Source organism: Pseudomonas sp. SDO55104_S430 (assembly GCF_054070595.1).
This window is the reverse complement of the sequence record NZ_JBSVXG010000012.1, coordinates 15485-34091: the sequence shown is the minus strand read 5'-3', so window position 1 is coordinate 34091 and position 18607 is coordinate 15485. Positions and strand designations below refer to the sequence as shown.

Genomic DNA, 18607 nt, shown 5'->3' with positions numbered 1-18607 from the left:
TTAGCCTGGATATCTATATGACGACCTTGGATTGGCATCGCGAGCGCTCAGATCTTTCCGATGTAGCCCTTCTGGATAATGTTCAAGGGAATGGTGGCATCGATTTGCGTGCCGTACGGCTTTACCGATTGGGCCGGGTGCGTGAGCAAATGCGCAAACGTGGGGTGGCTGCGCTGGTCATCAGCGACCCGGTCAACATCCGCTACGCGACCGGCGCCCGCAACATGCAGATCTTCTGCGCTCGAAACACACCTTCACGCTATCTGATCGTTACCGAGCATCGGACGATTTTGTTTGAGTTCACCGGATGCGAGCACCTGGCCAGAGGACTCGAAACTATCGACGAGGTTCGTCCATCATCGACCGCAAGCTTTGTAGCCGCAGGTCCGAGTATCGTGGAGCGTGAGAAGGCCTGGGTAGCCGAGATGGTCGGCATTCTGAATGAGCTGGTCGGGCCGGGTGCCACGGTGGGCATGGAGCGGATGAATGCTGGTGTGTCGATCGCAATGGCGAATGCGGGTGTGCGGATTGTCGATGCACAGGAGTCCATTGAGATGGCCCGTGCAATCAAGTCTTGCGAAGAGCTCAAATGTGTCGTGGCCTCGCTGCGTGCCACCGAAATTGCCGTTGGTAAACTGCGCGAAGCGATTCGCCCCGGTCTGACCGAAAACGAGCTGTGGTCGGTATTGCACCAGTCGGTAATCGCTCAGGATGCCGACTACGTCGAGACCCGTCTGCTCAGCGCAGGGGGCAGAACCAACCCATGGTTTCAGGAAACATCGAACAACGTCATCGGTGAAAACCAGTTGATCGCTCTGGATACCGATGTTGTGGGTTGCCATGGCTACTACTCGGACTTTTCTCGCACCTTCCATGCCGGTCCGGGCGCTCCTACCGAACACCAGCGCACGCTGTACAAACTCGCTCATGAACAGGTGCATCACAATATCTCGGTGATCAAACCCGGGATGACGTTCAGGGAGTACAGCGATCAGGCCTGGAACATTCCTGAGAAGTATCACGTCAACCGCTACTACCTGTCCTCACACGGTTGCGGGATGACGGGTGAGTATCCGTATCTCTACCACCATGCGGATTATCCCACCTCCGGCTACGACGGTGAAATCCAGCCTGGCATGACATTGTGCGTCGAGAGCTATATGGGGGAAGACGGCGGCAGTGAGGGTGTGAAGCTGGAACAACAACTGCTTGTCACTGAGACCGGGACCCGATTGCTGTCGATGTTCCCGTTTGAAGAAGAACTTCTGAGGTAACGCAGTTCAACCGTTTAAAAAGGCGGCGGCGCGCGAACCTCGAAGCGTAAGGAACGCGCCGCCACGTACCTGTAACAGAGGGGCTATTTCCAAATGCTCAAAAAATTGAAGGTACTGCTCTTCGGCTTGTTTATGGTCCTCGGGGCCACAGCTCATGCGGCCGACGCCAAGCCGATCACCATCGGTGTGAACAGTTGGGCAGAAAATATCGCTGTCGCAAACATGTGGAAACTTCTTCTGGAAGAGAAGAATTACAAGGTTTCGCTTCAGAACGCTGGAAAAATCATTCTTTACAACAGCGTGGCCCAAGGGAAGATCGACGTGTCTTTCGAGGTATGGCTGCCAGCCTCTGACAAAGCCGCGTACGAGAGTATCAAGGACAAGGTGCAACTGATCGGGCCGTGGCTCAGTGAAGCGAATCTGGGGCTGGCGGTGCCGAACTACGTGGATATCACCAGCATCGATCAGCTCAACGATCACAAGGAGGAGTTTCAGTGGCGTGGCAGAGCGTCCATTTTCGGCATTGACGCTGGAACCGGACTGATGGGCCTCACCGATAAAGCCATGGCCGAATACAAGTTGGACTACAACCTTTTGCCTTCTTCGGAAGTGGCCATGTTGCAGTCGCTGGATCGCGCCATGAAGCGCAAGGAGCCGATTGTCGTCACACTGTGGAAGCCACACTGGGTCTGGGCGAAAAAGGATCTACGTTACCTGGACGACCCCAAAAAAATCTTCGGAGCGACGGACTCGATATACGGAATCGCTGCGCAGTCCTTCAGAAATGATCATCCTCAAGTGGAGCATTGGCTTCAGCAATGGAAGATGGACGAAAAGTCGCTCGGTGATCTGATGGCAACGATTAATGAAAATGGCAGTAGCACGCCGGAGAAAGGTGCTCAGGTCTGGATCGATGCCAATCGGGCAACGATTGATGGGTGGTTCAAGTAAGTTGCTGCCGAATTCTCAGCGAACATGTAGAACCTGTAGGAGCGAGGCTTGCCCGCGAAGACGGTGCTCCAGTCAACAGTGATGGCGACTGATGAATCGCTTTCGCGAGCAAGCCCGCTCCCACATGGGTGATGTGCCGATGCCAAAGTCGGGGGCAGTCACCCCTTCACTGTGGGAGCGGGCTTGCCCGCGATGGTGGTCAACGATGACGCTGGCTGCCTGATGCCCCGCGGTGGCCGGGCCTCCATCGCGAGCAAGCTCGATCCTACAGGGGAATGCAGCTTTTCATTGCCTCATTGTTTCACCGCATGCCCATCACCCATTTCCGGGCCGCCTGCGGTTTTCTTTTCGGGCACCTCAAAACTCACTGTCGTGCTGGTGAGGATTTTGTGAGTCGGGTCGGCGACTTCCAGTAGCACCTTGTGTGCGCCAGGCGTCAGGCCAACCAGGATGATCGGGTCCTCACTGGTATGCGCCCAGGTGCCTTTCCAGTCATCGATGGTCACGTGGAGATGGCCAAGTCGTGGTGATACGTCACCCGCGGTTTTTCCAAACACGGGCATGATCCGGACATGCTCCGTTCGGTACTGGATGATGACCACGCCACGCGCCAGCGGCTCGGGCAGCGGCGGATAGGCGATGAGTTTTGGCAGGGCCTCGGATTCCAGCGGGAGTATTGCCGGCGGGGGAATGGTGTCTGTTTTCTCCTGGGAGAAGGCTGTGTGGCCGAAAAAGCCGCACAGGGCAAAGACGATCAGATTTCTGAGGGCGAGGGACATGGGATTTTCTCCCGCAGGGTTTTGTTCAAGTCTAGATTACCCATCAGCGTCCATATCAAACCTGTGGGAGCGAGCCTGCTCGCGATGGTGGTCAACGTTGACGCAGGCCGTCTGATAAAACGCGTCGTCAGGACATTTATCGCGAGCAGGCTCGCTCCCACAGTTGGCGAATTTCCCCTATAGCAGCGGTTACTGCAGGCTCTTCAGATAGGCGATGAGATGCTGACGACTCTGCGCATCGGCCTGACCGGGAAACATCATCATGTTGCCCGGCACCACACTGGCGGGGTTTGTCAGCCACTTGTCCAGGTTGGCGTCGTTCCATTTCAGCCCGGCGCCTTTCAGGGCGGGGGAATAGGTGAAGGCGGGGGCCAGGGCGCTGTTGCGGTCGAACACGCCGTGCAGGCTTGGCCCCATCAGGTTCTTGCCCGCGTCCGGGCTGTGGCAGAGGGCGCATTGGGTGCTGAAAAGGGCTTTGCCTTGAGTGACGTCACCCTGGGCGAATGTCAGAGGCGCGGCCAGTAGAAGACTGCCGGCGACCAGCAATTGTGTGTAAGTCATTACGTGTCCTGGAAATTGAAGGCTACGCCAGAGAGTCCAGGCGCAGCCTTGGGATCGATCAGAATGTATTGGCGAGGTCGATGCCCGACTTGCCCGGTGCAAGAATGTTGTTGGGGTCCAGCGCCCGCTTGATGACATGTTCAAGCCTGCGTTTCACCGGGCCGTAGCTCTGCGCAACCCGCTCCTGGAAGGCGGTGTTGACGCGATACACGGCGTAGCCTTCCTTCTCGAACACATCCAGCAATTCGGCAAAGCAGGCGTTGGCGCGTTTGGTTTCCTCGGGGTTGGTGCGGTCATACAGCACGTCGATGACGTGGTGCATGTCGCGCCAGCCGACGATGAACTCGCCGACATAGTCCAGGCCGTGCTTGTTGAGGGTCTTCTTGGCCAGCGCCTGCTGTTTGTCGCACTCGCTGCCACGGGCCTGGCTCACCGGCGCAAACCACATCGAGCCACCGCCGCCACGCCAGTTGTACAGACCGAACTCCTGCAGGTTAGGCACGCCGGACATGAGCTGAGCGCGGTACTTGAACGGCTGGGTGTCGCCAGCCTCTTCCTGGGTGACAATGCGGCCTTTGCCCAGTTTCTTCAGGGCTGCGGTGACAATGTTCCAGTTGACGTCGACCTGCTCCTGGGTGCCGTACAGAGCGGCGTAGACGTTCCAGGCGCCGAGGTTCTTGTCCTTCTGGATCTGCTTGAGGATCGCATCGGAAGTCGCGCCCGGCTCGCTGGTGTAGTCGGAACGGCGGGTGTTGCAGGTCGATGCTTCCCAGAGCACGCCCGCGATCACCACCGAGTTGGGAATGACCTGAGCGATGCGCAACGGGCGGATGAATTCGACGATCTCGGCGATGTCCGATTCGTTCTCGAACTTGATCTCGAACGGTTTGAACACGGGAGGTTTTGGCATCAGCCAAAAGCCCATCTTCGTGCAGATACCGTAGTTCGCCTGGGTGAACATGCCATCCAGGGTCGGACCATAACCCCACTTGAAAACCTGCCAGGCGTTGTCGCCTTTCACGCCGCCCATGCCGGTGCGATACACATCGCCGTTTGCCAGCACCACTTCCATGCCGCACTGCATCAGAAAGTGTTCGCCGTAGGGGGTGTAACCCACGCCGCGATCCATGGTATTGCCCAACGGGCCGGCGATGGCCGACGGCGCAGAGAACGACAGCATCAGGGGCAGATTGCGTTCCTGGATGTAGTCGTACAGCTGCTGATAGGTCACACCCGGTTCGACCAGAGCGGTGCACAGCTCGGGGTCGACGTGGAGGATTTTGTTCATCTTCTTCAGGTCGAGAATGATCTGACCGCGCTGGCCGGGTGCTGCAGAGCCGTAACCGAAGTTGCGCCCGGTGGAGATGGTCCACACCGGGATCTTGTGTTCATTGCAGATTTTCACCACGCCTTGCACCTGTTCGACGGTGGTGGCGGTCACGGCGGCGGATGGCGTGTGCTCGGTATTGTCCACGGCCATCATGATCTTGGCGTAGGAGATCAGTTGATCGTCCTTGACCAGGACGTTTTCATCGCCCAACAGTTGGCGAAAGCTGGCGATTGCCCGATCGAAGTTTGCGCTGTCGACGCCGCGCGGGAGCAGGGTTTTGTTGGTTTCAGTCATTGGGTGAGCTCCTTCATGCCTGGATCGAAAACGAAACGAAATTACCGGTCAGCGGCGAGGGTTGGCGGGTGATCAGGGGAGGCTGCCCTTCATGGGTGGAACCCAGGGTTGCGAGGGTGTAGCCCAGGGTGGCTGCCCATTGGTCTGAGCCAACGTTGTTGCGGGCAGCCGCGGACACTTGCAATGGAGGTTGCAGGCCATGCAGACGGTGTTCGGTCAGGCTGAAGCCAGTGCCACATGCATTCAGGCTCAGGCCCAGTCTGGGGGCGCAGCCGCTTGCGGCTTCGGCACTGAGCAAACGGTGTTTTGACGTGCCGGTTGTAGCGTGATGCTGGCCCAGCCACTGCACGCGCGCGCCAGCGCTGCGGGCCAGATCAACGATCAGTGCGGCACTGGCATCGTCGACCAGACCGATGATGCGTTGTGGCTGGCCGCTGCGCAGGCGTTTGTCGAAACCCTGAATGAAGTCCAGCCCGAGGTCGGTGCGTTGCACCTTCACCTGCTTGCCTGCCGGACTCGCGGTGACGCCCTGAAGAAAGACCGACTCGGCCACCTCATTGTTGACCAGCACCAGGGTCGGCAATGCCAACCCCGTCCGAGCGCCCAAGACGCTATTGGCCATGCTCAGGCCGGAGCTGCTCATGGCGACACCGGCCAGGCTGCTCAAGGCCAGTCCCTTCAGTACCGTGCGACGTTCGATGTTCATGGCTGGCTCCTCAAGGCTTGGTCGCCGGGGCCGGCGTTTTGGAAATGTACTCGGCGACCTGTTGCAGCGAGTCATCGTCGATGAACGAGGCAGGGAACGCCGGCATCGCCCGAAAACCGTTGCGCACGATTGCGGTGATGTACGGTGCTGGCAGCTGGCGCCCGGTGATTTGCGGTCCGACCTGTTTTTCGTGGCAGTGACCGCACACCTTGGCATAGACGTTTTCTCCGCCTTTCCAGACGCCATCGGCAGCCGCAGTACCCGCCAGCACGAAAAAGGGCAGGGCAAGGCAGGCGGACAGGGTCCGATTCAGCACTGGGCGGTTGAGGAGTGAAGACATTTCGTACTCCGTTTTCTTATTGGAATGTGGGTTCATGGGCCTTGCTCAGAACGGATACGCTCTTGGCGCGTGCTGCAAGGTGATCCAGTGGTCGGTGGTGAATTCGTCGATCGCCCAGTCACCGTTGAAGCGACCCAGCCCCGAGTTCTTTTCACCACCGAAGGGTGCGTTGGGTTCGTCATTGACCGGGATATCGTTGACGTGGGTCATGCCAGCGTGGATGCGTTGGGCGAACTGCACGCCACGCTCCAGGCTGGAGGTGAACACCGCGCTTGAGAGTCCGTATTCACTGCTGTTGGCCAGTTCGAGGGCATGCTCGGCGTCACGGGCGCACTGAATGCCCACCAGCGGACCGAAGATTTCTTCCCGGGCGATGTCCATGTCGGCGGTGACGTGGCCGAACACATGCGGCGGCAGAACGTTGCCTTGGGCTTGCCCGCCAACCAACAGCGTTGCGCCTTCGGCCTGGGCGGTGGCGATCTTCTCCTGAAGTCCGGCCAGTTGCTTTTGGTTGATCACCGGACCCACCACGGTGTCCGCTTTGTTCGGGTCGCCACAGGGCAGTGCCTTGACGCGTTCGACGAATCGCCGGGTGAACGTTTCCAGCAGCGGCGCTTCGACGATGATGCGGTTGATCGCCATGCAGATTTGCCCCTGGTGGAGGAACTTGCCCACCACGGCGGCACTGACGGCCTGCTCGACATCGGCATCGGCCAGGACCACGAACGGACTATTGCCACCCAGCTCCAGGGCCACGTGCTTGAGGTATTCACCGCTGCTGGCGATACGGCCGATGTTGCGTCCGACCTGAGTCGAACCGGTGAAGGAAATGAACGCCGGCACCGGGTGCTCGACGAAGGCGTCGCCGATTTCCGCGCCGGAACCGACCACCACGCTGAGCACGCCGGCCGGCAACCCGGCTTCCTCGAAAATTCGCGCCAGCAAAAGGCCGCCGGTGACCGGGGTGTCGCTGGCCGGCTTGACTACCACGGCATTGCCCAGCGCCAAGGCCGGTGCCAGTGAGCGGGCGGTCAGGTGGAACGGGAAGTTCCACGGGCTGATCACACCGATGACGCCCAAAGGCTTGCGATACACGCGGCTTTCCTTGCCAGGGATATTGGAGGCAAGAATGCGCCCATGAACACGGCCAGGCAGGCTGGCGGACTCCAGGGTAATGGCGCGGGCGGCGCCCCATTCGATCTGCGCCTTGATGCGCGTGCTGCCGGACTCGCGGATGATCCAGTCGATGATTTCTTCACGGCGTTCGTCGAAGATTTTCACCGCGTTAAGCAGCACCTGGCCACGTTCGGCCGGTCCTTTGGTTGCCCAAACTTCTTGAGTTTCGCGTGCCTTGCGGTAGGCGGCGTCAAGGTCTTCGCGATTGGCCAGGGTGATTTGCAGCAAACGCGTCTGGGTAAAGGGGTCAAACACATCAAGCGGCCGATCGGCACTGCCGGCTCGCCATTGACCGGCGAGTGGCTGCATTTCAAGGCTCTGATAGGCAGGGCGAATGGCGTGTGGAGTTGTCATGTCGAGGTCACCTCTCTTTTTATTAAAGTGCGCAGGTGCCCGTTAACACTTATCGTACCATGTCGATTTATCGGATTAATTTCCTTTTAAAACAGTTGGATACGTTTGTTTGGGTTTGCGCGAGGCGTGCCGTGGGCGCTGACTGGAAGGCCGTTTTGCAGAAATTTATGCAGAGAATTCGCCGCTTGTTGAAAGCTCGACACTCCATTTGAAGGGAAGCAGAACTTGTGCGGTTATCGGACATATAACCGGCCGCAGCGATACTCGGTGGATTGACCCCACAGGGCGGCGGGGCATACTCATCGGCCACCTGACTGCCTCGCGTTGACTTTCCATGACTCGAACTCCGTCTACCAAGACCGGCCGTCCCGCCGACGAAGACTTCCTCAAGCAGATGCTTGGCCGGCACAAGCGCCTGATCGTCGACCGCGCCAGTCAGTTCGGAACCAGCGGCCTGCCCTCGGCCGAGCAACTGGCACAGACCGTGGCGTTCGCTCCGCAGGACGGCAGCATCTGGCTGTGCGGCCAGCGCATGATGCTGATGCAAGGCTCTGCGTTCGGGGCTATCCGCCGCGAGCTGATCGAGGCATTGGGGTTCGACAAGGCACGTGGCCTGCTCACGCGCATTGGCTGGCAGGCCGGTGCCCGTGACGCCGCGCAAGTCAGCGAACAGTGGCCAGACGGTGATGACGCCAGCCTGTATAGCGCCGGACCGCGGCTGCACATGCTCGAAGGCATGGTCAATGTCGAGGTGGTGCGCTTCGAGATCGATTCCGGCGTCGGTGATTTCTATTCCGAATTCCTCTGGCACAACTCACTGGAAGACGACGAACACATTGCCGCCTATGGGCTGGGCGGCGAGCCGGCCTGCTGGATGGAAATCGGTTACGCCAGCGGTTACGCCTCGTCCCTGCTGGGGAGGCTGGTCGTGTTTCGTGAGCTTGAGTGCCGATCGATGGGCCATCCGGCCTGCCGCATCGTTGGCAAACCGGCCGATCAGTGGGACGACATCGATGTCGACCTGGCTTATCTGGATCCCGGTGACTTCCTCAGTCGCAGCACCTATGCCTCGGGTACCGAGACCCGTGTTGCCGAGCTTGAAGAGCCCGACGACAGCAAACCGCTGGTGGGCATTTCGGCGGCGTTCGTGGTGGCCACGCAATTACTGCAACGGGTCGCGCCCACCCAGGCGACGGTGTTGTTGACCGGGGAATCGGGTGTCGGCAAGGAGCTATTCGCCCGCTCGCTGCACCAGGCCAGTTCCCGGCAGCATTTGCCGCTTGTGGCACTCAACTGCGCGACCTTGCCGGAGAACCTCGTGGAGGCCGAACTGTTCGGGGTCGAGCGCGGCGCCTTTACCGGGGCCGATCGTTCGCGTCCCGGTCGTTTCGAGCGCGCCCATGGCGGGACGTTGTTCCTCGACGAAATTGCGACCTTGAGCCTCAGTGCCCAGAGCAAGATTCTGCGCGCGTTGCAGGAAGGCGAAATCGAGCGCGTCGGCGGCACCGTGCCGATTCGGGTGGATGTAAGGGTCATCGCCGCGACCAACCTGGATCTGCGTCGTGAAGTCGAGGCGGGGCGCTTCCGTGAAGACCTGTTCTACCGACTCAATGTGTTCCCTATTCATCTGCCGCCGTTGCGCGAGCGTCGCGAAGATATCCCGTTGCTGATGAGCTACTTTCTGCGCCATTTCAGCCAGCGTCACGGACGTCGGTTGGCGGGCTTCAGTACGAGGCTGGTTAACGCGCTGCTCACGTATCGGTTTCCCGGCAATATTCGTGAACTGCAAAACCTGATCGAGCGCGGCGTGATCAGTGCCGGTGATGGCGAGGTCATCGACATCGTGCATCTGGCCGAAGTCGGCGCGCCATTGATGGACACCGCGATCGGCCTGACTCCTGAGGGGCGCCTGTCGGCTGTCGAGCGACGTGATGAGGTGGCCGACAAGGTGCGGGCACCCGCTTGCTCGATGGAGGAGAGCCGTGGCGCAAAAGCCATTCGCGAGCCGATGCTGGAAAGCTTGCAGGCCTTCCTTTCCGGGAGCCAGCAAGTGCTGAACACATCCCTGGCAGACATCGAACTGCACCTGGTGCGCCTGGCCATGGAACGCTCCGGTGGCAACATCACGGCGGCCGCGCAGATGCTCGGCATGAGTCGCGCGCAAGTCAGTTATCGACTCAAGGGCAGTTAACGCCCTCCGGCTGGTAATACCTGCGCTGCGCCGCTAGTCACCACGCGCAGACGATAACGGCCTGCGTGCGGGCTGCGGATACTGAACCTCTACAACAAAAATAAAAATGTGTAGAGGTAGCCATGAACCCGATGTACACCGCTGTGCCGCGTCCTGCGTATTGTGCTGCGAAACACCTGAAGGCCATGGGGCTGATCGGGGTGATGATGCCGTTGGCTGCGCAAGCCGACTTTGTCGAAGACAGCCAGTTGAATCTTGGGTTGCGCAACTTCTATGTCGACCGCGACTTCAAGGGCGATAACCCGAGAACCTCGCGTGATGGCAGTTGGAGCCAGGGTTTCGATCTGCGCTTTACCTCCGGTTATACCCAGGGGCCGTTGGAATTCGGTCTCGATGCGGCCGCGCAATACGCCTATCGCCTTGACGGTGGCGGCGGTCGTGGCCCGGACAGCGTCTTGCCCTACAGCCAAAGCAAGCAGGAGCAGGCCACGGAATACGGGCGGGCGGCGCTGACCGCCCAAGTTCGCTGGTCGAAGACCGAGCTGAAAATCGGTGAACATCGACCGACGCTGCCGGTCGCCTTTCAGGACGATTCCCGGCAGTTGGTGACCACCTTCCACGGTGCCGTGATCAAGTCCAACGAGATAGACGACCTGACCCTGACTGGCGGGCGCTTCACCGAGATCAGCACCCGCGAATCCTCCAACAGCGAAAAAATGTACCTGTTTACCAGACCCGGCGGGCCGCGCTACCCCAGCGATGGCCTGGACTTCGCCGGCGCCACCTACGCCTTCGGTCCCAACCTTTCGGCCAGCTACTTCTACGGGCAACTGGAGGATATTTACCGGCAGCATTACCTGGGCCTGACACTCAATTCGGACCTGGGCGGCGGCTACCGCCTGAAGACCGATCTGCGCTACTTCAACAACAAGGAAGCGGGGGACGCGCTGTACGGCAACATCGACAACCGTTCCTACGGTGTCATGACCACCTTGAAAAAGGGCGGGCATGGTTTTGGCGTGGGTTATCAACGCATGCTGGGTGACAGCACCTTCCCGACCCTGAATGGCTTCGCGCCGCAACCTTATCTGGTGAACTGGTCGGCCGTGGCCTTCATCAAGCCCAACGAAAGTTCCTGGCAGGCGCGTTACGACTACGACTTCGCGGCCATGGGGATGCCCGGACTGACCCTGACCACCCGTTACATACGCGGCACGGGCATTGATCGCGGCGGTGATCTGAGCGACAGCGCTGAAAGCGAGCGCGATCTGTTCCTGGCGTATGTGATTCAGAGTGGGCCATTGAAGGGCGTGGGAATGGAGTGGCGCAACATCAATGCCCAGTTCAAGCATGGCAACGACTATGACGAAAACCGGGTGATGACCACTTACACCTGGAAGTTCTGGTAGATCGGGATGGCGGTCGCTCCGAGTGGAGCGACCTGTTGTCATGAAGCCGTCGATGAAAATGTCATAGCGGCCTGGCCAGCGTTTGCGATGGCAACTCACCGAAAGCCTGCTTGTAGGCGGCGGTGAAGTGGCTGGGTTGGGCAAAGCCCCAGTGAAATGCCAAGGCCGATAGCTGCAGATCTCCGGGTTGTTGCTTCTGCAACACCTTGCGTATCGCCAGCAGCCGGCAGCTCTGGATGTAGCGCTGCGGGCTGGTCCCCAGGCCCTTGCGAAACGCCTGTTCCAGGCTGCGCCGACTCGTCCCGCTGATGCTGACCAATTGCGCGATGTCCAGCGGCTGGTCGAGATGGGCATGGATGTAATCGATCACCCGTTTCACCGTGCCCGGCAACAGGCGACGTTGCGGCTCGGCATGCAAGCTGGGGATCAATTGCAGCAGGTTCTCGCAAAACAGGTGTTGCACATGGGACTGGCTGGTGGGGTTTGCCAGCAAACCCGAGGCGTTGCCGGTTTCGCTGTCTACCAGACGCAGCAGGCTGCCCAGGCTCTGCAAGGCGCGGTGATCTCTGTCGAACAACAGTGTCCCGGTCGGGCACTGAAGCGCGTGGGTCTGATGGTGGCGTTCCAAGTGATCGAGCAGCAATCCGGCATCCAGCGCAATGACGATCGCCTTGACGCCCTCATGCCACGTGACATCCACCTCATGCCCGGGGCTGAATACCAGCAACTCACCCGCATTCGCTTGCAGGCCATCGGGACGACTGCTGATCGTTCCTTGCAGGGGCAGAATCCCGTGCCAGCTGTTCAAGGGACTTGAGCTCACGCGCACTTCGCGGCCCCACTGCGCGCCGAACAACTTCATCTGCGGCAAGGACTGCAGGGTGAAGTTGATGTCCAGGGTTCCCTGTCCGCCGAGGCTTATCCGGCGTTCTTCCAGATGGTTGTTGAGCAACGCCTCGGCGTCTTCGATATTGCGCGAGCGCAGTACTGGCTCCGCTGCAAAAAGAATGTTTTTGGGAGGGGAGAGGCCGCCGATAGTGGTCGTGTTCATCACCGTAACCTTTTTTCTTGTTTTGTCCGGGGTGATCGGTTGGGTGGCCTGCCAATGTGTCCAGGCAGGCGCAAGTGTGCCAGCTCGATATCTTGTACTGCAGGTTCAGGAACGGCTACTACCATGCGTCCGGCCAAGTCAGCACCTCCCGAATGCAGCCCATGATGAATCACGATCAACCGCTTCCCCAGCTGTGCGGGTAAATAACGGCGCTGGTGAATAAGCGCTTGCGCAACCGCGTTATCGGCTCGCGCCCGGGCCTTTGCATACTGCCGGCTCAGCCAATAATAACAACGGAGAAAACCACCCAATGAGCCGGATGACCAATCTCTTACTTGCCTTGATGGTTGCCGTGTGCAGCCAGACAGCGATGGCCGCGGATGAGCGCCCGAACTTCCTGATCATCGTCGCTGATGACCTTGGCTACAGCGACCTGGGCAGTTTCGGTGGTGAAATCAGCACCCCGAATATCGACTCGCTTGCCCAGGAGGGTGTACGCCTGAGCAACTTCCATACGGCGCCCACCTGTTCGCCGACCCGGGCGATGATGCTCTCGGGTGCCGACAGCCATGTCGCTGGTTTGGGTAACATGGGCGAGCTGCTTCAGCCGTTCCAGCAAGGCAAGCCTGGTTATGAGGGGTACTTGAACGAGCGCATGGTCACGGTCGGGCAGGTGCTGCAGGACGCGGGTTACAACACCTACACCACCGGTAAGTGGCACTTGGGTCGCACCGAAGAAACCAGCCCGAAGGCCCGTGGTTTTGACCGTTCCTTCATTCTGGTGCAGGGCGGCGCCAGTCACTTTGATGACCAGCATGCGATCATCGCCAAAGACCCTAAAGCGATTTATCGCGAAGACGGTAAACAGGTGGAAGTGCCCAAGGGCTTCTACTCCAGCGAGTTCTACACCGATAGGTTGATTGATTACATCGACGCCGACAAAGCCGATGGCAAGCCCTTCATGGCAGTCCTGTCCTACACCGCACCTCATTGGCCATTGCATGCACCGGATGACTGGCTGGATAAATACAAGGGGCGTTACGACGCAGGCTATGAGCCGATCCGTCAGGCGCGTCTGGAACGTCAGAAGCAGCTCGGTATCGTCGCGACCGATACCACCCCCAACACGCCAATGGCCAAGGGTCTTCCGAACTGGGACCAGTTGAGCGATGCGCAGCGCCAGCGTGAATCACGCAACATGGAAATCTATGCGGCGATGGTGTCTAACATGGACTACCACATCGGTCGTCTGCTGCAGTACCTGGAGAAGACCGGAAAGCTGGACAACACCTTCATTGTCTTCATCTCCGACAACGGTGCCGATGGCAATAGCCCGATCGACCTGCCTGGAAACAAGGAATGGCTCGCCAGCGATTTCGATAACAGCTTGAAGAACCTCGGTCACAAAGGCTCCTATGCCGACTATGGCGCACAGTGGGCCCAGGTGAGCTCTACCCCGTACCCGTTCTTCAAAGGCTTCACCAACGAGGGCGGCATTCGTGCGCCGGCGATCATCAGCGCGAAAATGCTGAAGAAGGCCCACCTGCAAGGCACCCTCAATAGCGACGTGGTTCATGTGATGGACCTGATGCCGACCTTGCTGGACCTGGCTGGTGTGCCTGCACTGGGCAAGACCTTTCATGGCCGCCCGGTGCAGACCATCAGCGGCAAGAGCATGCGGCCGTTGCTGGAAGGTCAGGCGATGGCCCAGCGTCAGATCGGCTGGGAGTTGTTCGGGCGCAAGGCACTGCGCAAGGGCGATTGGAAAATCACCTTCGTCAATCCTCCTTACGGCAACGCCGACTGGCAGTTGTACAACCTCAAGAACGACCCCACCGAAAGCCGCGACCTGTCCCGCACCGAGCCGGTAAAGATGAAGGAAATGCTGGTCGCGTGGGACCAGTACGCGAAGGAGAACAACGTGCTCGATGGCAAGTTCGACCTCAAGTATGGGTTCCAGACCTGTCTCTATGAGTTCTGCTTCAAGTAGAGGCCAACATTCTGTGGGAGCGAGCCTGCTCGCGATGGAGGGCAACGATGACGCAGGCTGCCTGATGCCCCGCGGTGTCCGGGCTTGCATCGCGAGCAAGCTCCCACAGGTTCAGGTGTCAGTAGACATCCCGCAGATACCGCTTCTGCTCGCTCAACTGCCGCCAGTAATCCGCGGCGCCTTCCGTGCACAACCCGCCATGGTCCTGGGCCACTCGGCGCAGGGCCTGGTCGACGTCTTTGGCCATGTGGGTGGCGTCGCCGCAGATGTAGAGTTGCGCGCCTTGCTGTAGCCAGCGCCACAGTTCGGCGCCTTGTTCGATGATGCGGTCCTGGACGTAGATTTTCTGCGCCTGGTCGCGGGAAAAGGCCAGGCTCAGTTCGGTCAGCAGGCCGTCGCGTTGCAGGTCCAGCAGTTCGTCGCGGTAGTAGAAATCGCTGGCGGCGTGTTGTTCGCCGAAGAACAGCCAGTTCTTGCCCTGATCACCCCGAGCGCGACGCTCCTGCAGGAAGCCGCGAAACGGCGCAACGCCGGTGCCTGGGCCGATCATGATCATGGGCACATTGCCGTCGGCCGGCGTGCGAAAGTGCTTGGATGGCTGCACGAACACCGGCACGTCGGCGTTTTCCGCGCGGTCGGCGAGGAAGGTCGAGGACACGCCTTTGCGTTTTCCATAACGTACCGCCGCCACGGTGAGGTGCACTTGTTGCGGGTGCGCCTTGGGGCTGGAGGCGATGGAATACAGCCGCGGTTGCAGGCGTTTGAGGGTGCCCAGCAGTTCGCTGGCCGAGCAATCGACCGGGAACTCCTGCAACACATCCGCCAGTTGCCGACCCCACAGCCAGTCCTTCAATTGCGCCTTGCGCTCGCTGCCCAGCAGCTGCTTCAGCTCCGGATTGCGGCTGCGTTCGGCGATAAAGGCCAGGGTTTCGCTGCTCGGCCGAGCGATTTCGAAGTGCTCGGTCAGGGCCTGATGCAAAGGCAGTTCACCGACCTTGTCGACCTTGACCAAAGTATCCGCGCCCAAACCGGTCAGCTGCAGCATTTCACCCACCAGTTCCGCACAGTTGCGCGGCACCACGCCCAAGGCATCGCCGGCTTCGTACTGCAATCCGGAATCCGCCAGATCCAGGGCAAACATGCGGGTTTCCTTGTTGCTGCTCTGCTGGTTCAAGTGCAGGTTGGTCAGCAGGCGGGAGGCGAAGGGTTTGGCCTTGCTCGGCGCGTCAGCGGGGCTGGCGACCGTCACGGTTGTCTGCGGCAGCAGCGCTTTTTGCAGATCGGCCAGCCATTGATCCGCCCGGTCCTGGAATTCGGTGTCGCAATCGACCCGTTCCAGCAACCGCGTGGCGCCCAGTTCATGCAGGCGCTCATCGAGCTTTTTGCCGTGCTGGCAGAACTGGTCGTAGTTCGGATCGCCCAAGGCCAATACCGCAAAGCGTAGGAATTCCAGGCGCGTTTCGGAGCGGCTCAGGGCATGCCAGAAACCTTCGCCATTGTCCGGCGCATCGCCGTCGCCAAAGGTGCTGCTGATCACCGCCAGAGTCTGGATGCTGCTCAGTTTTTCCGGCACGAAATCCGCCATCGCACACAGCTCCACAGCGATGCCAGCCTCACGCAAACGCCCCGCAAACCCCTCGGCCAGCGCTTCGGCATTGCCGGTTTGCGAGGCCCACAACAGGGTGACGGCGGTTGCGCTGACAGGAACTGCGCAGCTTTCGCTCAAAACCGGACTGGCCTCGCTCCGACTGAACAGACCGCCCAGCACACCGTCCAGCCACAACCGGGTGTCGGTGGCCATGGGCGCATTGAGCGGCAACACAGGCACGCCGCTGGCCTGCCGACTCGCCGAGGATTGCAGGCCGCTGACGAAGCCGGCCAGGTACAGCCGCTCGTGGTCATTCAGCGAAGGAGAGGGCAGGTGACTGATGCCGACGATATCGGCAAACGCCTCGATGGACGACATGGCGAGTTCCTCAGGCAAAGAGCAAACAGGAAGGGGTTCGGCTTTAGGCGCCGGCACGTCGAGGAACTGATGCTCGATCAGCTCGACCCGTTGCAGGGCGACGGCGCAGAACTTGAATTCGGGCTGCAGGGAAATCGGGTCGACCGCGTCGTGGGTCACGGCGTTGATCGCCAGGTTTTCCCCGAACACATCGTTCCAGTGGAAGGGCGCAAAACAGTTGCCCGGACGCACCCGGTCGGTCACCACCGCCGGCAGCACGGCGCGGCCTCGTACCGAGCGTATTTCGACGTGATCCTTGTCGCGAATGCCGAAGCTGGCGGCATCGTCCGGATGGATCTCCACGAACGGGCCAGGGTTGAGCTTGTTCAGGGTCGCGACCTTGCCGGTCTTGGTCAGGGTGTGCCACTGATGCTGCAAGCGCCCGGTGTTGAGCACGAAAGGGTAGTGCTCGTCGGGCATTTCCGCCGGCGGCAGGTGCGGACGGGCGAGGAAGCTGGCCTTGCCGGTTTCGGTGGGAAAGACGATGGCCGGCTTGCGCCCCTCGGTGTCGATCCTCAGCGTCTGGCTGACACCGTCGTTGATGTAGCGAATCGGATTGCGGTCATCGCCATCGTTTGCCGCGCAGGGCCATTGCAGCGGTGTTTCCCGCAGGCGCACATGGCTGGCGCCGCGAATGTCGTAACCTGTCTTGGGGTTCCAGGCGCGCTTGATCTCTTCGAACACTTCGCTGGCATCGTTGTAGCTGAAGGCGTCGGCAAAGCCCATTTCGCAGGCCACCCGGGCGATGATCTGCCAGTCGGCCAGCGCTTCGCCGGGCGGGGTGACGGCTTGCTGCATCAGCGTCAGGTTGCGCTCGGCGTTGATCATCACGCCTTCAGCTTCGGCCCACAGGGCGCCGGGCAACAGGATGTCGGCGTAGCGGTTGGTCTCGGTGTCGAGGAAAGCGTCCTGGGTGATGACCAGTTCGGCGGCCTGCAGGCCTTCGATGACTTTGCGGCGGTTGGGCACCGAGGCGACCGGATTGGTGCAGATGATCCAGCAGGCCTTGATCCGGCCCTCGGCCATTTGCTCGAACATGTCCACGGTGCCGCCGCCGACGGTGCGCGGCAGGCTGTCGTGGGGGATGTTCCACAGGTCTTCGATGAATACACGATCGGCCTCGACCAGCACCGAACGCTGGCCGGGCAGGCCCGGGCCCATGTAGCCCATCTCCCGGCCGCCCATGGCATTGGGTTGGCCGGTCAGGGAAAACGGCCCGCTGCCGGGGCGGCAGATCGCGCCGGTGGCCAGGTGCAGGTTGCACAGGGCGTTGGTGTTCCAGGTGCCGTGGGTGCTCTGGTTCAGGCCCATGGTCCAGCAGCTCATCCACTCGGCGGCCTCGCCGATCCATTGTGCCGCCTGGCGAATGTCGGCTTCGGCAAGGCCGGTGATCTGCGCGACCTTATCCGGGGAATAGTCGTCGAGAAACTCGGGCATCGCGTCCCAGCCTTCAGTGAAGGCGGCGATGAAGTTCGGATTGGTGTGGCCGTTCTTCAGCAGCAAGTGCAGCAGGCCGTTGAGCAGCGCCAGGTCGGTGCCGGGCTTGATTTGCAGGAACAGCCCGGCCTTGTCGGCGGTGGCGCTGCGCCGTGGGTCGACCACGATCAGCCGGGCGCCGGCCTTGACCCGGTCCATCATGCGCAGGAACAGGATCGGGTGACAGTCGGCCATGTTGGCGCCGGTCACGAAGAACAGATCGGCCTTGTCGAAATCCTGGTAGGAACCCGGCGGCCCGTCGGAGCCCAGCGACAGTTTGTAGCCGCTGCCGGCGCTGGCCATGCACAGGCGCGAGTTGGATTCGACGTTGTTGGTGCGCACGAACCCCTTGGCCAGTTTGTTGATCAGGTACTGCGCCTCCAGCGACATCTGCCCGGAAACGTAGAACGCCAGGGCATCGGGCCCGTGGGCATCGAGAATGCCGCGCAGCCGGCTGGCGGTTTCGCGGATGGCCTGGTCCATGGCGACCCGCACCGGGTCATGGTCACGGGCGTGGCGCAGGTAGGCGTTTTCCATCCGGCCGGACTCGGCAATCGCCTGACCGCTGGTGGTGCCTTTTGTGCACAGGCGCCCGAAGTTGGTCGGGTGGCTCTTGTCGCCCACCACCTTGACCACCCGGTTGCCCTCGACCTGCATGACGATGCCGCACCCCACGCCACAATAGGGGCATACGCTGCGTACGGTTCTGTCTGCCATGTT

Annotated in this window: 13 protein-coding genes; 5 read left to right on the top strand and 8 right to left on the bottom strand. The window is 60.5% G+C overall.

The window, feature by feature from the left end; all coding sequences use genetic code 11:
* Positions 1-17 precede the first annotated feature (17 nt).
* Both ACW9JE_RS04180 and ACW9JE_RS04175 read left to right on the top strand, forming a co-directional pair.
* On the top strand, positions 18-1274 hold the full coding sequence (locus ACW9JE_RS04180; RefSeq protein WP_457432023.1) for a M24 family metallopeptidase: 1257 nt from the start codon (positions 18-20) through the stop codon (positions 1272-1274).
* 93 nt (positions 1275-1367) lie between these two features.
* Positions 1368-2225 carry a glycine betaine ABC transporter substrate-binding protein gene (locus ACW9JE_RS04175; RefSeq protein ID WP_224532965.1) on the top strand — a complete coding sequence of 286 codons (858 nt, stop codon included), beginning with the start codon at positions 1368-1370 and terminating at the stop codon, positions 2223-2225.
* 293 nt (positions 2226-2518) lie between these two features.
* Here ACW9JE_RS04175 and ACW9JE_RS04170 read toward each other — a convergent pair whose 3' ends face one another.
* The 6 genes from ACW9JE_RS04170 to pchA form a co-directional block, all read right to left on the bottom strand.
* Positions 2519-3004, bottom strand: a complete 486-nt coding sequence (locus ACW9JE_RS04170; RefSeq protein WP_224532966.1) for a DUF6130 family protein — start codon at positions 3002-3004, stop codon at positions 2519-2521.
* A gap of 189 nt (positions 3005-3193) precedes the next feature.
* The gene (locus ACW9JE_RS04165; RefSeq protein WP_224532967.1) at positions 3194-3565 is read right to left on the bottom strand and encodes a c-type cytochrome; all 372 of its coding nucleotides are present in this window, start codon (positions 3563-3565) and stop codon (positions 3194-3196) included.
* Positions 3566-3623: 58 nt separating this feature from the next.
* Positions 3624-5189, bottom strand: a complete 1566-nt coding sequence (locus tag ACW9JE_RS04160; protein WP_457432022.1) for an FAD-binding oxidoreductase — start codon at positions 5187-5189, stop codon at positions 3624-3626.
* A gap of 13 nt (positions 5190-5202) precedes the next feature.
* Positions 5203-5895 carry a hypothetical protein gene (locus ACW9JE_RS04155; RefSeq protein WP_457432021.1) on the bottom strand — a complete coding sequence of 231 codons (693 nt, stop codon included), beginning with the start codon at positions 5893-5895 and terminating at the stop codon, positions 5203-5205.
* Between the two features lie 10 nt (positions 5896-5905).
* Positions 5906-6235 carry a c-type cytochrome gene (locus ACW9JE_RS04150; protein WP_457432020.1) on the bottom strand — a complete coding sequence of 110 codons (330 nt, stop codon included), beginning with the start codon at positions 6233-6235 and terminating at the stop codon, positions 5906-5908.
* 45 nt (positions 6236-6280) lie between these two features.
* The gene (gene pchA, locus ACW9JE_RS04145) at positions 6281-7765 is read right to left on the bottom strand and encodes a 4-hydroxybenzaldehyde dehydrogenase (RefSeq protein WP_457432019.1); all 1485 of its coding nucleotides are present in this window, start codon (positions 7763-7765) and stop codon (positions 6281-6283) included.
* 334 nt (positions 7766-8099) lie between these two features.
* Between pchA and ACW9JE_RS04140 the strand changes: the two genes are divergently transcribed.
* Both ACW9JE_RS04140 and ACW9JE_RS04135 read left to right on the top strand, forming a co-directional pair.
* Complete coding sequence (locus ACW9JE_RS04140; RefSeq protein WP_457432018.1) at positions 8100-9956, top strand: sigma 54-interacting transcriptional regulator; 1857 nt, start codon at positions 8100-8102, stop codon at positions 9954-9956.
* Between the two features lie 185 nt (positions 9957-10141).
* Positions 10142-11365: an OprD family porin gene (locus ACW9JE_RS04135; RefSeq protein WP_457432048.1), complete on the top strand. Its 1224-nt coding sequence runs from the start codon at positions 10142-10144 to the stop codon at positions 11363-11365.
* A 61-nt stretch (positions 11366-11426) separates the two neighbouring features.
* On the opposite strand, the gene ACW9JE_RS04130 is transcribed toward ACW9JE_RS04135, so the two are convergent.
* The gene (locus tag ACW9JE_RS04130) at positions 11427-12416 is read right to left on the bottom strand and encodes an AraC family transcriptional regulator (RefSeq protein ID WP_457432017.1); all 990 of its coding nucleotides are present in this window, start codon (positions 12414-12416) and stop codon (positions 11427-11429) included.
* A 310-nt stretch (positions 12417-12726) separates the two neighbouring features.
* Between ACW9JE_RS04130 and ACW9JE_RS04125 the strand changes: the two genes are divergently transcribed.
* Positions 12727-14406 carry an arylsulfatase gene (locus tag ACW9JE_RS04125; RefSeq protein ID WP_457432016.1) on the top strand — a complete coding sequence of 560 codons (1680 nt, stop codon included), beginning with the start codon at positions 12727-12729 and terminating at the stop codon, positions 14404-14406.
* A 118-nt stretch (positions 14407-14524) separates the two neighbouring features.
* On the opposite strand, the gene ACW9JE_RS04120 is transcribed toward ACW9JE_RS04125, so the two are convergent.
* Positions 14525-18604 carry a molybdopterin-dependent oxidoreductase gene (locus ACW9JE_RS04120; RefSeq protein ID WP_457432015.1) on the bottom strand — a complete coding sequence of 1360 codons (4080 nt, stop codon included), beginning with the start codon at positions 18602-18604 and terminating at the stop codon, positions 14525-14527.
* Positions 18605-18607: the final 3 nt, after the last annotated feature.

What these genes read in the sequence shown, in the direction of transcription:
- ACW9JE_RS04180 (WP_457432023.1), top strand. Translation starts at nt 18, where the DNA reads ATGACGACCTTGGATTGGCATCGCGAGCGCTCAGATCTTTCCGATGTA.
- ACW9JE_RS04175 (WP_224532965.1), top strand. Translation starts at nt 1,368, where the DNA reads ATGCTCAAAAAATTGAAGGTACTGCTCTTCGGCTTGTTTATGGTCCTC.
- ACW9JE_RS04170 (WP_224532966.1), bottom strand. Translation starts at nt 3,004, where the DNA reads ATGTCCCTCGCCCTCAGAAATCTGATCGTCTTTGCCCTGTGCGGCTTT.
- ACW9JE_RS04165 (WP_224532967.1), bottom strand. Translation starts at nt 3,565, where the DNA reads ATGACTTACACACAATTGCTGGTCGCCGGCAGTCTTCTACTGGCCGCG.
- ACW9JE_RS04160 (WP_457432022.1), bottom strand. Translation starts at nt 5,189, where the DNA reads ATGACTGAAACCAACAAAACCCTGCTCCCGCGCGGCGTCGACAGCGCA.
- ACW9JE_RS04155 (WP_457432021.1), bottom strand. Translation starts at nt 5,895, where the DNA reads ATGAACATCGAACGTCGCACGGTACTGAAGGGACTGGCCTTGAGCAGC.
- ACW9JE_RS04150 (WP_457432020.1), bottom strand. Translation starts at nt 6,235, where the DNA reads ATGTCTTCACTCCTCAACCGCCCAGTGCTGAATCGGACCCTGTCCGCC.
- pchA (WP_457432019.1), bottom strand. Translation starts at nt 7,765, where the DNA reads ATGACAACTCCACACGCCATTCGCCCTGCCTATCAGAGCCTTGAAATG.
- ACW9JE_RS04140 (WP_457432018.1), top strand. Translation starts at nt 8,100, where the DNA reads ATGACTCGAACTCCGTCTACCAAGACCGGCCGTCCCGCCGACGAAGAC.
- ACW9JE_RS04135 (WP_457432048.1), top strand. Translation starts at nt 10,142, where the DNA reads ATGGGGCTGATCGGGGTGATGATGCCGTTGGCTGCGCAAGCCGACTTT.
- ACW9JE_RS04130 (WP_457432017.1), bottom strand. Translation starts at nt 12,416, where the DNA reads ATGAACACGACCACTATCGGCGGCCTCTCCCCTCCCAAAAACATTCTT.
- ACW9JE_RS04125 (WP_457432016.1), top strand. Translation starts at nt 12,727, where the DNA reads ATGAGCCGGATGACCAATCTCTTACTTGCCTTGATGGTTGCCGTGTGC.
- ACW9JE_RS04120 (WP_457432015.1), bottom strand. Translation starts at nt 18,604, where the DNA reads ATGGCAGACAGAACCGTACGCAGCGTATGCCCCTATTGTGGCGTGGGG.